Raw genomic sequence first — 13273 nt, forward strand, 5'->3', positions numbered from 1 at the left:
AACAGGCTAATGGTAGGGGGTCAATTTTGGACGCCGATCCCCCGGCTTACGGGGTCAATATTGCAGGCCGAATGACAGTTCACCCAACTTAACTTCCGTCACGTGAAATTGCTTCCACCGTCTGCCATTCGGCTGGTGCGCTATAACGGCGACGGTGATGGTGTCCGGTTGAAAAGTCACCGTTGAAACGCGTATGCGAATGCAAAAGTCAGCATGCTGACTTCCTCAAAGCAAAATCCCAACAGCGTGGCGACGCCGGTGCCAAGGGTGACCTGGCCGCTTGACACCATGAACTGGATGGCACCGCCGAATTCAGTATGCACCGTGCTGCTATTGATCGCAGAGCTGGTGGTAGCCCTCGAACGCCGCCTCAATCAATCGACTGAACAGCTCTCCACTGAAGCAGACCGTGAGGCGGGTTTGCGTCTGGGTGCTGCTCAAACACCCCCTCAACCCTAGCGCCTATCTCGACTGCCTGCGTCGGATCTCCGAGAAGATTTCCGACCAGTCCCACACCACCTGCATCTTTCAGCTCCACCAAGACCGCAATGTAAGGGACGTCATCTCGCACGGCCGGATGTGATGGATGCCATGCCCGCTCCCAGCTGAATATAGTACCTTCCGGCCTGACCTCGACCCAATCCGGATCGAATTCGTGACAGGCTCGGCGGCATGATGGTCGATCGCACCGATATCGGCCATCTGCTCAAAATGACGCGGTCATTTGCATCGTTCAAACATGCGACGCGGATCCTGGGCCGCTATGCGCTCGACAAGATCGCAGGACGGCGCGGCAGCCGCCTTGTCATGGGAAATGCGCTTGTTGGACGATTGCTCTCGTCATTGCGCGCCCGCAAGGTCGATATCGTCTTGAATACGAGCCTGGTCGAACTCATTTCGCGCGATGGAAAAGTTACGGGAGCCGTGCTGGCCGCCGGAGGAACCACACTTGCGCTGAAGGCAAATATCGGTGTCATACTCGCGTCCGGCGGCTTCAGCGCGCATGCCACAAGACGGAGCGAAATGCTGCCGCCCGTCGAGGTCCACAGTCCGATGGCGCCGGGCCTGGTCGGCACGGCGCAGGACGCAGCACTCGCGATGGGCGCGGTTTTGAGACCATCGGGCGCGACAATGTTTTCTGGGCCCCGGTGTCGACGCGACAACGCCGGGACGGCAGCCGCGCGGTGTTTCCGCACTTCGTTCTGGACAGGAGCAAGCCTGGCACGCTGTGCGTCGATCAAGGCGGCAGCCGCTTCGTCAATGAGTCGACCTCCTATCACGCCTTCGGGCGCGCGATGCTCGACAGGAACGAGACGGTCCCCTGCGTGCCCTGCTTCATCATCACGGATTCGACCGGGCTGCGCCGCTACGGGCTTGGCATGGTGCGACAAGGCACCCGCGATCTCACCGAATTTATCGCCGATGGATATCTGACCGAGGCATCGACGATCGCTGGATTGGCCGCGGCCTTGAACGTTCCGGCGATGCAATTGTCGCAGACCATCGCGCGCTTCAACGGCTTTGCCCCGGCGGGGGTGGACGAGGATTTCGGCCGCGGCACCACGCCGTATCATCGGGCCAATGGTGATCCGACGCATGCTCCCAATCCAACGCTCGGTCCGATCGCCGTTGCGCCATTCTATGCGGTCCGTCTCTATGTCGGCGATATCGGTGCCACCGCCGGGCTTCGTGTCAGCAGGGATGCACAGGTCCTTCGATCGGACGGCAGCGCCATTCCCGGCCTCTATGTCTGCGGCAACGATGCGGCCTCGATCATGGGGGACGCCTATCCCGGTCCGGGCATCACATTGGGCCCCGCGATCGCGGGTGCTTTTCGCGCGGTACAACACGGAATATCGAATCCCAGGCCTGACGACGTTTGGTCCGACCATCCTCCTCATCGATAGGGCCGTGTCACGTCCTGCTCAAGCTCGGTTACCGGTCGAAATTGCCTGGGCGCCATTCAATGGTGGCGTCACAGCTTTGTCCGTCGCTGGCGATCCGTAGCGGCGCGCAAGCACCGCGATCAGGATGCCCGCAAACACCATCGGGATTGATGCCATGTAGAGAATATTTTGTGCGGACAGCTGATATGCCAGCATCGCACCGATCAGTAATGGACCGGCAATGCCACCCAGTCGGCCTATGCCAAGGGCCCAGCCAACCCCGGTCGAGCGGATTGCGCTCGGATAATAAATTGCAGCGAGCGCGATGACGCTCTTCTGTCCCCCGCTGATGCAAAATCCCGCCAGGAACGCCGCCAGCACCAGTTGCCAGTCCGGGCGTCCGATCGAAAAGCCGAACACAAGCACCAGCACTGCACCACTGAGATAGACCACAGCGAGCGACTTGTAGGCGCCGATCCGATCCATGGCCGGGCCGATCGCGAAAGCGGCTATAATCCCGCCCACCGTCGTCATCGAAGTCGCCAGGGCAACAGTGCTGAGGGAGTAACCGGCATTGCCGAGCACCGTCGGCAGCCAGCTCTGCAGACCGTAGAACTCCGCGAGATTGAGCACGAACACCACCCAGATCACCAGCGTCCCCAAGCTCCGCCCGGCTGCGAACAGGCTGCCGATCGAACTGCGCTGCTCGGCCATTTCGGTCCAGAACCGCACAGGGCTGCTGACAGGGAGCGTGTTATCGACGCGACGGACGACGCGCCAGATGCGCTCAGGGGACGCCTTGGTGCGAACCAGAAAGTCCATCGATTCCGGCAAAGCGATCAGCGCAATCAGCGCGACGACGAACGGGGCGACCGCCCCGATCCACAACATCGACCGCCAGCCATATTGCGGGATTGCCCAAGCAGCCACGCCACCTGCAGCAACGAAACCGAGCGAGAAGCCGCAATAGATCGCCAGCACGAAAGTGGCGCGCGTCCGTGTCGGGCTAAACTCCGTCGTCAAAGCAATGGCACTGGGCACGACGGATCCAAGTGCGATGCCGGTGGCAAAGCGCAGCACGATCAGCTCAGTAACTCCAGATGCAAATGCTGTCGCGCAAGTGAGTAACGCAAAGCCGAACGTGCTGACGACCACCAGCTTGCGGTGTCCATAACGATCCGAGAGCGGCGAGACCAGGAGATAGCCGACCATCAGCCCAATCAACGCGGACGAGAAGATCGGACCGAGCATCTCCTTGGAGAGATGCCATTCACGGGAGATCGACGGCGCCATGTAGCTGATTGCCTGGGTGTCGAAGCCATCCAGGAACATCACCAGCCCGCATAGCACGATGATCGCATATTGAGTGAGCCCGACACGACGGTTGTTTATGAAATCCGCCACGTCGAACGATCTGTCCGAGACCATTTCCGCTCCTGCTTGCATCTGTTCAGACCGACGTCACACGCAGTTTTCTCGCTTCAATCGACAGCGATCTGCGTGGACTTGATGATGTCCCCCCAGCGGGTGCGTTCTCCGTCAATGAACTCCGCTGTAGATTTGACCGTCATCGGACTGGCTTGCACGCCAAGCGCCGTGAATTTGGACTGCACTTCCGGTTCGCGCAGGATTTCTGTGATCGCCTGATTCAACTTTTCGACGATTCCACTCGGCGTCCCCTTCGGCGCCATCAGCGCGAACCAGGTCACCGACGTGAAATCCTTGACGCCGGCCTCCCGGACCGTCGGCACCTCGGCCAGTTGGGGCGTACGCTCCGGACCGCACACGGCGAGGATCCGCAGCCTGCCGCTCTCATGCAGATTCAGTGAGGAGCCGAGATTGTCGAAGAAGATGTCCACCGTGCCACCGACAATGTCCTGCAACGCCGGCGCCGTGCCTTTATAGGCGACATGCGTCATGCTGGTCTGTGTCAGCTTCTGGAACAACATCGCGGTCAGGTGGGACGTCGACCCATTTCCTTGCGAGGCGAATGTCACCTTGTCGGGATTGGCCTTGGCGTAGGCGATGAGCTCGCCGACGGATTTGGCGGGAAAGTTCGGCCGGACGTCGACCACATTCGGCGCAGTCGCCAGTAGCGTGACGGGCAGGAATTCGGATGGCTTGAAGCTCATCTTCTTGTAGAGCGTCTCGTTGATTGCGATCGGTCCTGGCGGGCTTGCGAGCAGCGTATGTCCGTCAGGCGCACTGTTCGCCAGAAACTCCGCGCCGATATTGCCGCCGGCGCCTGCGCGGTTTTCGATGATCACCGCCTGCCCCCATTTTTGACGGAGCTTCTCGGCGACGATACGCGGCAATGCGTCAGCGGTGCCGCCGGCCGAGAACGGCACGACGATCTTGATGATTTTCGATGGATAGTCCGCCTCCACATTGGCGCGCGATCCACTGGCAAACAGCAAGGTGCCGATCGCGGCAACCGACAGAGTCCTCACGACTGTTTTCGCGGTGACCATATATTCATTCCTCCCAATGATTTTGTTTTGTAGATTTTATCCAGCCGCCCCGACGCTTTGGCCTGGCGGGGCTGTGTTACTGATGAGGCGTATGGTGCGCAGCACCGCTGTGGCGTCCGCCTCGCCCTTGCCAGCGATGTCGAATGCGCTGCCATGCCCGACACTGGAAAACAGGATGTCCGAGCCGACCGAGAATGCCGACGCGTTGCGCCCCGCCAAGAGTTTGACCGGGATATGCCCCTGATCGTGATAGATCGCGACAAAACCGTCGATGTCCTTGCGCGTAACCAGCAGGTCGGCGCCCACAGGCCCTTCGACCGCATGCCCTGCGGCACGCAAACGCGCAACGGCCGGCGACGTGATCTCATCGTCGTCATTGCCGAACAGTCCGCCCTCGCCGGCATGCGGATTGATGCCAAAGATGCCGATCCGCGGCGCCTCGATACCGAGACGCTTGAGTGTGTTCAGGCAGGTTAGCCCCGCCTGCTCGATCAGCTCGGGCGTCAGGCGCGCCAGCGCGTCGTGCAGACGCTCGTGCAACGTCGCATGCAGAATGCGGAGCCCGCCGCCGACAAACATCATGAAGACGTCGCTCTCGGGCACATGCGTCAGCCGCGCGATCAGACCGGGGTAGCCCGAAAACGGAATCCCAGCTGCATTGACCGCAGTCTCGTTATGCGGGCATCCAACGATGGCATCGGCGACGCCTGTGCGGACGAGTTCGATCGCTGACGCGACATATTCCACGGTAGCTCTTCCGGCGGCAGCATCGATCACGCCTGGCTTGAAACTCCCCGCAGGCAGTGCCTGCACCGGATGCCAATAAAGCGCGTCGCGTTGCGGCGCCTCACTGCTCTGGTATCCGACCAGGGCCCTGTCTGGCGCGTGCCGCTCGGCATAGTGCCGGATGACATGATCGTCCCCGACCAGGATGACCCTGGGCTGCTCGCTGCCAGCCAGATCCATAGCCGCCTTGACCGCGATCTCCGGCCCGATCCCATTCGGATCTCCGATCGTCAGTGCGATCGTCTTGATGACACCGCTCATCGCAATTCCTCGCATCAGGTCGCCGACAGGGACGTCGCCCCGTCGTCACCGGTGGGAACGAAAGCGTCACTGAAGAAGGCGTCGCGCGACAGGCCCGCTTTATTCAGAAAGTCGTGCCGGGCGGCATCGATCATTGCCGGCGCGCCGCAGGCATAGACTTCGAGTGCCGACATGTCGGGGTAGTCGGATAGAACCGCCTGATGCACGAAGCCGGTGCGCCCGCTCCAGGAGGGATCCGGGCTGGAAACGACCGGCGTGTAGCGAAACCACGGATGTGCTGTCGCCCATTCGGCCAGCAGGTCGGTCATGTAAAGATCGGCCTCGCGATTGGCGCCCCAATAGAAATGGATCGGCCGCGCCTCGCCCAGGCGGATGACGTTCTCGATCATGGACTTGATTGGCGCAAATCCCGTTCCCGTAGCGATCAAGATCGCTTGGCGCCCAGCATTTTCGCTGAGCGCAAATTCCCCATAAGGCAATTCGATTTCCAGCGTTTTCGCCTTGGCAAGGCTTGCAAGCACACCCTCGGAAAATTTGCCGCCGGGCACATGCCGGATATGAAGCTCGATCTCGTCGTTCTTCTGAGGCGGATTGGCCAGCGAGTAATTGCGGCTGTCGCCATCAGTCATCATCACGCGCACATATTGTCCGGCCTGAAAGATCGCGCGACGACCGATCGGCAAACGCAGATGAACAACGACCACGTCTGCGGCAAGCAGCTCGATCTTGCGCACCTTCGACGTGAAGATCTTGCGTTCGATGATGTCGGCGGAACGGATACGCGTCGGCGCCACCAACAGATCGCTTTGCGGACGTGCCTGACACAGCAGAACGTTCTGCGCAGGTCCGATACATGCCCCCTGCCCACGGACGACAGCCTGACCGGCGACGAGCCCTCCCGCACAGGACGAGCAGACGCCCTTGCGGCATGAATAAGGGATCGCATAACCGGCGCGCTCCGCAGCATCGAGAACCGTTTCATTCTCGGCACAATCGAAGCTGATATCCTTATCCGCGACAGAAATCAGGAAACTCACGCAGTTTCCTCCCAGATGATTGAGTTGTTGGTTGGCGGTCGGATCGCAGAAGCGATCCAGCTCGCATCGTCACAGAGGGAAGCCGAGCAGCGTATCGATATAGCCGCTGTCGAGCACCACGATCCGCTTCACCAGCTTTGCGTCCTCGCCCGCCACGCGATAGCGGTCGATATAGCGCCCGGTGGCGAAAAGATCGGTCGGCCCCTCGCGCGTGATCCGCGCCACCATGAATGGTGTCTCCGAGTCGAGCTCATCGCCTTCGATGTCGCCGATATAAAGCTGACCAAGGATGTGCCGGTAAGAATGCCGCTCATACACATTCGCTTCCAGCAGCGAAAGGATGCGATCGTGCAGCATTCCCTTGCTATCCATCCACATCAATCCGGCTTCGAGATTCTGGCTGTGATTGTCGGCCGTCGTGATCTTGTAAAAGCAATCGTCCGCAAAATAATCGGGCCATGCAGTGCAATCGCCGTCATCGATCTCACGCACGTAACGCGCCTGCACCATCGAGATCAGCGCCATCAACCGATGGCGCTCCTGCATGTCGCTCATAGACCCATCCTCTCACGGTATTCCTTCCAGAACCCGCGAATCGCGGCCTCGGTGATGCGGTCATCACTGCTTTCGATGGAGTAGCCGCCCATCGCGAGCACAGCCTGCTCGTCCTGCGATCCGGCCGTCCCACGTTGCACGAAGCCGCCGATGCAGCCGTCTTCCATCGAAACATATCCACCGGGACCGACCAGGTTCGACTGCTTCATGCGTATCTTGCGCTGTTCCGGCGTATCGTCCTCGAAGCCGAAGTAAGTCCACTTCAGATGCATCTGATCCGTGCCGCGCGGCAGGATGGTCCTGACGGCCAGCGCATTCTGGATCTGCTGCAGCACGAAGTTCGGGAACACCGACAGGATCTGGAGCGTGGTGTCGTCCTTGAATTCCTTGAAATTGCCGAGCAACGACATGTCCGACAGCTTCAGGTCGGACTGCGAGCGAATGTTCTGCTGGGAATAGACGTCCTTGGATTTCGCGCCTTCCGCTTCGCGGTCGACTTCGGAATAGCTCGCATGCGAGCCGCCGCTTTCATTGACGACGATGCCACCGCGCTGTGACAGCCGGTTGAGTTCGAAGGTCGTGAAAAATGTATGCAGGATGCTGGCGTGATAACTGTCCTTGGTGTTCTCGACGTAGAGCTTCCAGTTGTTCGGAAGGATCTGCGTGAAGCGGCCAAGGACGACGGGCTTGCGCCCTTCCATCACGCGCGCGATCCGCGCGACGAGTTCCTCGCCGATATAGTCTTCGAGCTCCTCGGCGTCTTCATCAAAGCTACCGAAGACGAGACCATGCAGGACGACGACCCTGAGCTTACGTGGCCCGCGGTCGGACATGCAGAAATCCTTCGCGATGCCCCCCTTCCCACCGAGTCCGTCCTTGAAGGCGATACCGATCAGGTCGCCCTGAAGGTTATGGCTCCAGGCGTGATACACGCAGGTGAAATCCTTGACGTTACCGCGATCCTCGAGCGCCAGCAGCGACCCGCGATGCGCGCAGCGGTTTTCGAACGCGTATAGCTCGCCATCACGATCGCGCGTGACGATGACCGGCGTTTCGCCGACATGCACGGCGACAAAGTCGCCCGCCACCTGCAGCTCGACTTCGAGACAAAGAAAATTCCATGTCGGACCGTGAAACAGCACCTGCTTTTCACGCTCGAACAGATCCTTGTCGCTGAAAGCCCAATATGGGACGCGGCGGATTTCTCCCTCGTCAGGCCAATCAGACCGACTTGCTTCGATGCGAGTGTGCTCGTTCATCCCGCTCTCCATATTGTTCGTTATTCGAACGTAGTTCGTTATTCGAATTTTCGTTTACAAGCGGGTATGACACGTGTCAAGTTTTTAGAAATGTTCGAAATGCGACCGCGCGCTTGTCGCCCCGTAACGATCGCGGCGATGCGCATGGTCCCTTCAGCGAAAGGTCGCGCGTAGATGAAGCTGGTTTTTATTTCGGGGAGTAGTCACGTCGGATCGACGAACTGGAAGTTGGCGCCCGCGGCGGCTGAGATCGCAGAAGAGTCCTTCGATCATATCGAGCCTATCGTGCTCGACCCTACGCAGATCGATCTGCCGAGCTTCGAACATCAAAGTTCGCAGGAGCTCCCCGCCGAGGTCGTGCAGCTGAAGTCTCTGCTCGCTTCCGCCGACGGCTTCTTCGTTAGCTCGGATGAATACACCGGTGTGTATTCATCCGTTCTCCGAAACCTGGTGGGGTGGCTTCGGCTGGCGGATGAAGAGGAGCAGACACCGTTTCGAGGCGCGCTGGTCGCCTTATGCGGCACGGCGGGACGCGGCGCCGGCGGCTTGCGGGGGCAGCCTGCACTTCAACAATTCTTTCGCGAGCTCGGCGCGACCGTCGTATCGCAGCAACTCGAGCTAGGCTCGCTTGACGGGCCGTTCGATGCTGCGGGCGAATTACACCCCAAAATCAGGAAACAGCTTGTCGAAGGTTGCCTGCGCCGACTGTCCTCGTCGAAATGATGGTCCGCGCGAGGTCGATTCTGCTCAGCGCTTTTTGACTGGAGCGGCCTTCTGTGTGGGCGCTGCGGCCGGTCGTTTCACGCCAAAACAGCGCTCTTCCAGTCGCGCAGCGCAGTCCCGGACGACATCGAGAAACTCGGTGAGAAACATCTTGCGGCTCACGCGCGCCGAATAGGCACTGACGCTGACGGCGGCCACAATCGTCCCGTCGATATCGCGAACGGGCACGGCGAGTGCGCGCATGCCGAGTTCGAGCTCTTCGTCGCTGATCGCGAATCCCGATGCCCGGCTCTCATCGATGGCGTTCAGAAGCAGGTCCGGCTCGACGATCGTATGCGGCGTGCGCCGATGCAGCGGCTTCTGCCCGATGACGGCGCGGATCTCGGCATCCTGAAGCGCCCCCAGAAGGATACGGCCGGTCGCAGAGCAATAGGCCGGAAGGCGCGCACCAATCCGCACACCCGTTCGCACGATGTGCTCCGCCTCAGCGCGGGCAACAAAAACGACATGGTCGCTTTCGAGAATCGCGAGCGACAGCGACTCGTTCAACTGATCGCGGCCATATCCAAGAATGTCATTGCTCGACTCCGCAAGCCTGTCACGAAGACTGCGCGGCTGGCCCAGATTGCGCAGTCTCGGCAACGGCCGAAACTCGCGTCCCACACGCTCGACATAGCCGAGATCGACGAGCGTCAGAAGACATCTGCGCGCGGCAGCCCGCGTTGCGTCTGCGGCTCTCGCCGCATCCGCCGCGCTCTGCGCACCGCGCGACGACAGCGCTTCGATAATGGCCAGCCCTTTGGCCAGCCCTCCCATTCCCTCGACCGGGCGTACAGATGGCACACGTTTCCGCGATTTGGGCTGTTCAGCCGGCATTCGTCGTAGTGCTCTCATTGGGAAATCAGCTGGCGCGTTCGATATACGAACGACCTTGCGACTGTCAATCGCACGCACGCTTCTGCCGCCGCTTGTCAGACGCGGAGTGCGACCGCGTCAACCCACGCGAATTCTAACAAACCACGACCATTCCTGCGGTCAGACCGCGGACCAGCCACCATCTTGCACGAAAACCTGTCCCGTGATGAACGACGACGCATCGCTGGCTAGAAGCAGCATCAGCCCGCGCAGTTCTTCCGGATGGCCCCGCCTGCCCAGCGGCGTGCCGTCAAGGATAGCCTGATCAAACGCCTGCGTCGTTGCGAGCGACGCAGATGACCTTCTGCGAGCACCGAGATTCGTGCCCTGATGCCAGCCGGGAGCGATGGCGTTGCAGCGGATATTGTCGCTCGCATATTCAGCCGCGAGTTGTCTCGTTAGGCCGATGATCGCAGCCTTGGTCGCGTTATAGGCCGCCGAAATGCCGGGGCTGCCTGGATAGAACCCACCGAGCCCCATGATCGAACTGATATTGACGATAGAACCACCACCGCCTTCTATCATGATGGGCAGCAGAGCCCGCGTGCAGCGGAAGGTGCCGCTGAGATTGACGTCGATGGCTGTGGTCCAGGTCAGATCGTCCATCTCATGAATGCGGGTTGGCAGATCCGCAACACCCGCATTGTTGACCAGAACATCGATCGTGCGGCCCCGTTCCGACATCATCGAAGCGAAGGCGCGCACAGAGGTCTCGTCCGTCACGTCGACGGCCGCAGCCAAGGCACTGCCGCCTGCCCCTGTGATATCGGCTGCGGTCTGTTCGGCCGTCGAAAGATCTTGATCAAGACAGCAGATCTCCGCGCCATACGCCGCCAGCACCGACGCGAACATCCGGCCGAGTCCGGACCCCGCCCCGGTGACCACCGCTACGCGATCAGGAAGATCGAAGATCTCGCGATGTGGTGCAAATGTGGGGAGCATTGTATCACCTTCTCATAGCCATACTCTGAGCGCGGCGATCCGCTATCGCAGCTCGTCGCGCATGAACGAAGCGATCTCGGCGATCGCGGCCTCGGTGGTTGGGAATCTGGCGCCCATGGTGAGGAAGCCGTGGAGCTGACCTGCGTAATGCTTTTCAGTGACGGCCACGCCTGCTTCGCGCAATTTCCCCGCATAGGCGCGGCCCTCGTCCATTAAGGGATCGTAGCCGGCCGTGAGCACGAAGGCCGGTGGCAAGCCGGTCAAGTCCTCGGCTCGTAGCGGCGAGGCGCGCCAGTCTGCCCGCTGCTGCGGGCTCGCCAGATAATGATCGCGAAACCACACCATCGTGTCGCCCACCACCGGCAGACCATCCAGTGCGATCTGATGGGATGGCAACTCACACCGCAGATCGGTCACCGGATAGAGCAATACCTGGCATGTCTGCTGCGGCAACCCGCTCCGTTTGCGATGCAGCGCCACGACTGTGGCAAGATTCGCGCCGGCGCTGTCGCCACCGAGGCTGATGCGTGTGCCGTCGATTCCGAGCTCGGTGGCATGAGCCAGAACCCATTCCACCGACGCGATGGCGTCCTCGACTGCGGCAGGAAATTTGTGCTCGGGCGCGAGACGATAGTCGACGGCCAGCACGGCGCAGTCGCTCGCAGTGGCAAGACGGCGGCAAAGAATGTCATGTGAATCGAGATCGCCTAAAACAAAGCCGCCGCCGTGGAAAAACACTAACAAAGGAAGTCCTGCCGCATCGCACGGCACATAGAGACGTGCCTGAATGGCATCGCCGTGGACACCTGCCATCGCGATGTCACGAACGGCGTAGATCGGCGGCGGAACAAGCGCAGCGGCCTTGCGCGAAGCGGCCATCGCCGCCCGTGCCTCATCCGGCGTGAAGGTCTCATAGCGCGGCGCCTTGATTTCGCGAAGCCGAGCAACGAGCTCTGCGCTGTCCTGATCAAGTGACATCTCTGGTTTCTCCTGACTGTATCGGTATGGCGGATCGACAACGCCGCGACGTCACCCGCTTCCAACATATGTTGACTTATCAACATAGACGGGCGCAGCACCGGCCAAAAGGATCAAAGCGGAAATGCTTTGCGCAACTACAACTCCGTAACCGATATTGCAGTCTGCGATACCACGATCCGAACGGAATCCCAGATGCCTGCCAAGACCTCCGGCGCCACCAAAAAGACGGCGCTTCATCTCGAACGTTACGTACCGGGCCTGCTCGCCTGGCTTTCCAACAAGCTCGCGAGAAGCGCGTCGCACATCTATCGCAAGCAATACGGACTTGGCATCGTCGAATGGCGTATTCTGTCTTATCTGGCGGTGTTCGACATCGGAACCGGCGCGGACATCAGTCAGTTCATCGGGATCGACAAGGCCGCGCTCAGTCGTGCCGCCGTCTTCTTGGACGAAAAGAAATACATCACGGTGAAACCAGGCACGGGTCGAAGGATCGAATTCAAGCTGACCGCCAGGGGACGCGCGATGCACGACCGCATCATTCATCTCGCCCTCGCCCGCGAAAAAGCACTGCTTACGGGTCTGGACGAGCAGGAGATCGATAATCTGATTGGCTATCTGCATGTGCTTCTGAAAAATCTTCCGGCCGTCGAACAGGTCGATTTCACCGAGTTCTGACATCGCGAAATCCCATGGCGCGGTTGACGCGTGCCGTCGTTACAGCGAAATCCCACCATCGATGCTGATCTCGGCGCCAGTCATATAGCGGCTCTCGTCGGACAGCAGGAAAAGCACGACGTGGGCGACGTCTTCGCAGGTTCCGAGCCGTCCGAGCGGGATCGTCTGGGCGCGACGTAGCAGGTCCTCGCGCGGCCGACTATCCAGCATGGGCGTATCGATCAGGCCGGGGTGGACGGAGTTCACCCGGATTCCCATCGGAGCCAGTTCGAGAGCAGCAGCCTTGGTCATGCCTCTAACGGCCCATTTGGTGCCGACATAGGCCATCGCATTGGGGATGCCCTGCAGGCCGGCCGTCGATGAAATATTGACAATGGCGCCTTTGCGCTGCGCAAGCAGTGGCGCCGCATATTTGATGCCGAGCGCGACGCCAAGCTGATTGATCTCGAAATGCTGGCGTAAGGCCGCGTCATCCGTATGCGCGATATCGCGCGGTCGGTAGATGCCAGCATTGTTAACGAGCCCGTCGAGGCCGCCGCGCTCACCGCACGCATCCAGCACGGCCTGCCAGTTGTCGGCATTCGATACGTCGAGATGCAGATAGATGGCGCGATCACCGAGAGACGCAGCGAGCGCTGCGCCCGGCTCGTCGGCGACGTCTGCGGCAATGACGGTCGCCCCCTCGGCGTGAAGTCGCCGAACTTCCTCGGCGCCTTGTCCTCGCGCGCCGCCAGTGACCAGAATGATCTTTCGTTCGAAACGTTTCATGGCACCATCAT

Annotated in this window: 15 protein-coding genes and 1 pseudogene; 5 read left to right on the forward strand and 11 right to left on the reverse strand. The window is 60.5% G+C overall.

The window, feature by feature from the left end; translation table 11 throughout:
* The first annotated feature begins 213 nt into the window (after window positions 1-213).
* Entirely contained in the window at window positions 214-459 is a 246-nt protein-coding gene (locus AC1RLZ_RS29675) for a hypothetical protein (protein ID WP_493191596.1), read from the forward strand.
* Here AC1RLZ_RS29675 and AC1RLZ_RS29680 read toward each other — a convergent pair.
* Complete coding sequence (locus AC1RLZ_RS29680; RefSeq protein ID WP_493191647.1) at window positions 371-613, reverse strand: OB-fold domain-containing protein; 243 nt, start codon at window positions 611-613, stop codon at window positions 371-373. The two genes, AC1RLZ_RS29675 and AC1RLZ_RS29680, sit on opposite strands and share 89 nt — an antisense overlap.
* Window positions 614-711: 98 nt before the next feature.
* On the opposite strand from AC1RLZ_RS29680, the pseudogene AC1RLZ_RS29685 reads away from it, so the two are divergent.
* Both AC1RLZ_RS29685 and AC1RLZ_RS29690 read left to right on the forward strand, forming a co-directional pair.
* A pseudogene (locus tag AC1RLZ_RS29685) lies at window positions 712-1056 on the forward strand (FAD-binding protein); the annotation flags it as partial.
* 92 nt (window positions 1057-1148) lie between these two features.
* Window positions 1149-1907, forward strand: coding sequence for an FAD-binding protein (locus tag AC1RLZ_RS29690; RefSeq protein ID WP_493191597.1), 759 nt, complete (start codon window positions 1149-1151; stop codon window positions 1905-1907).
* An 18-nt stretch (window positions 1908-1925) separates the two neighbouring features.
* Here the strand turns inward: AC1RLZ_RS29690 and AC1RLZ_RS29695 are convergent, their stop codons facing one another.
* The 6 genes from AC1RLZ_RS29695 to AC1RLZ_RS29720 all read right to left on the reverse strand — a co-directional run bounded on the left by AC1RLZ_RS29695 (window position 1926) and on the right by AC1RLZ_RS29720 (window position 8255).
* Entirely contained in the window at window positions 1926-3314 is a 1389-nt protein-coding gene (locus AC1RLZ_RS29695; RefSeq protein ID WP_493191598.1) for an MFS transporter, read from the reverse strand.
* 53 nt (window positions 3315-3367) lie between these two features.
* Window positions 3368-4357: a Bug family tripartite tricarboxylate transporter substrate binding protein gene (locus AC1RLZ_RS29700; protein WP_493191599.1), complete on the reverse strand. Its 990-nt coding sequence runs from the start codon at window positions 4355-4357 to the stop codon at window positions 3368-3370.
* Between the two features lie 36 nt (window positions 4358-4393).
* Window positions 4394-5404, reverse strand: a complete 1011-nt coding sequence (locus AC1RLZ_RS29705) for a PdxA family dehydrogenase (protein WP_493191600.1) — start codon at window positions 5402-5404, stop codon at window positions 4394-4396.
* Window positions 5405-5418: 14 nt separating this feature from the next.
* Entirely contained in the window at window positions 5419-6441 is a 1023-nt protein-coding gene (locus AC1RLZ_RS29710; RefSeq protein ID WP_493191601.1) for a 2Fe-2S iron-sulfur cluster-binding protein, read from the reverse strand.
* A gap of 69 nt (window positions 6442-6510) precedes the next feature.
* Window positions 6511-6996: an aromatic-ring-hydroxylating dioxygenase subunit beta gene (locus AC1RLZ_RS29715; RefSeq protein ID WP_493191602.1), complete on the reverse strand. Its 486-nt coding sequence runs from the start codon at window positions 6994-6996 to the stop codon at window positions 6511-6513.
* Complete coding sequence (locus tag AC1RLZ_RS29720; RefSeq protein WP_493191603.1) at window positions 6993-8255, reverse strand: aromatic ring-hydroxylating dioxygenase subunit alpha; 1263 nt, start codon at window positions 8253-8255, stop codon at window positions 6993-6995. The genes AC1RLZ_RS29715 and AC1RLZ_RS29720 overlap by 4 nt, the downstream gene beginning before the upstream one ends.
* A 174-nt stretch (window positions 8256-8429) precedes the next feature.
* Here AC1RLZ_RS29720 and AC1RLZ_RS29725 point away from each other — a divergent pair, with 174 nt between their 5' ends.
* Complete coding sequence (locus tag AC1RLZ_RS29725) at window positions 8430-8978, forward strand: NADPH-dependent FMN reductase (RefSeq protein WP_493191604.1); 549 nt, start codon at window positions 8430-8432, stop codon at window positions 8976-8978.
* A gap of 24 nt (window positions 8979-9002) precedes the next feature.
* Here AC1RLZ_RS29725 and AC1RLZ_RS29730 read toward each other — a convergent pair whose 3' ends face one another.
* The 3 genes from AC1RLZ_RS29730 to lipP1 form a co-directional block, all read right to left on the reverse strand.
* A complete protein-coding gene (locus AC1RLZ_RS29730; RefSeq protein ID WP_493191605.1) occupies window positions 9003-9821 on the reverse strand; it encodes an IclR family transcriptional regulator domain-containing protein in 819 nt (272 codons plus the stop codon).
* 192 nt (window positions 9822-10013) lie between these two features.
* Entirely contained in the window at window positions 10014-10835 is an 822-nt protein-coding gene (locus AC1RLZ_RS29735) for an SDR family NAD(P)-dependent oxidoreductase (RefSeq protein WP_493191606.1), read from the reverse strand.
* A gap of 42 nt (window positions 10836-10877) precedes the next feature.
* Window positions 10878-11813, reverse strand: coding sequence for a LipP1 family hormone-sensitive lipase (gene lipP1, locus AC1RLZ_RS29740; RefSeq protein WP_493191607.1), 936 nt, complete (start codon window positions 11811-11813; stop codon window positions 10878-10880).
* 195 nt (window positions 11814-12008) lie between these two features.
* On the opposite strand from lipP1, the gene AC1RLZ_RS29745 reads away from it, so the two are divergent.
* Window positions 12009-12494 (forward strand): MarR family winged helix-turn-helix transcriptional regulator, encoded by a 486-nt coding sequence (locus AC1RLZ_RS29745; protein ID WP_493191608.1) that lies wholly within the window; start codon window positions 12009-12011, stop codon window positions 12492-12494.
* Window positions 12495-12533: 39 nt separating this feature from the next.
* On the opposite strand, the gene AC1RLZ_RS29750 is transcribed toward AC1RLZ_RS29745, so the two are convergent.
* A complete protein-coding gene (locus AC1RLZ_RS29750) occupies window positions 12534-13262 on the reverse strand; it encodes an SDR family NAD(P)-dependent oxidoreductase (RefSeq protein ID WP_493191609.1) in 729 nt (242 codons plus the stop codon).
* Between the last annotated feature and the right edge of the window lie 11 nt (window positions 13263-13273).

Source organism: Tardiphaga sp. GW822-FHT04G09 (assembly GCF_058800725.1).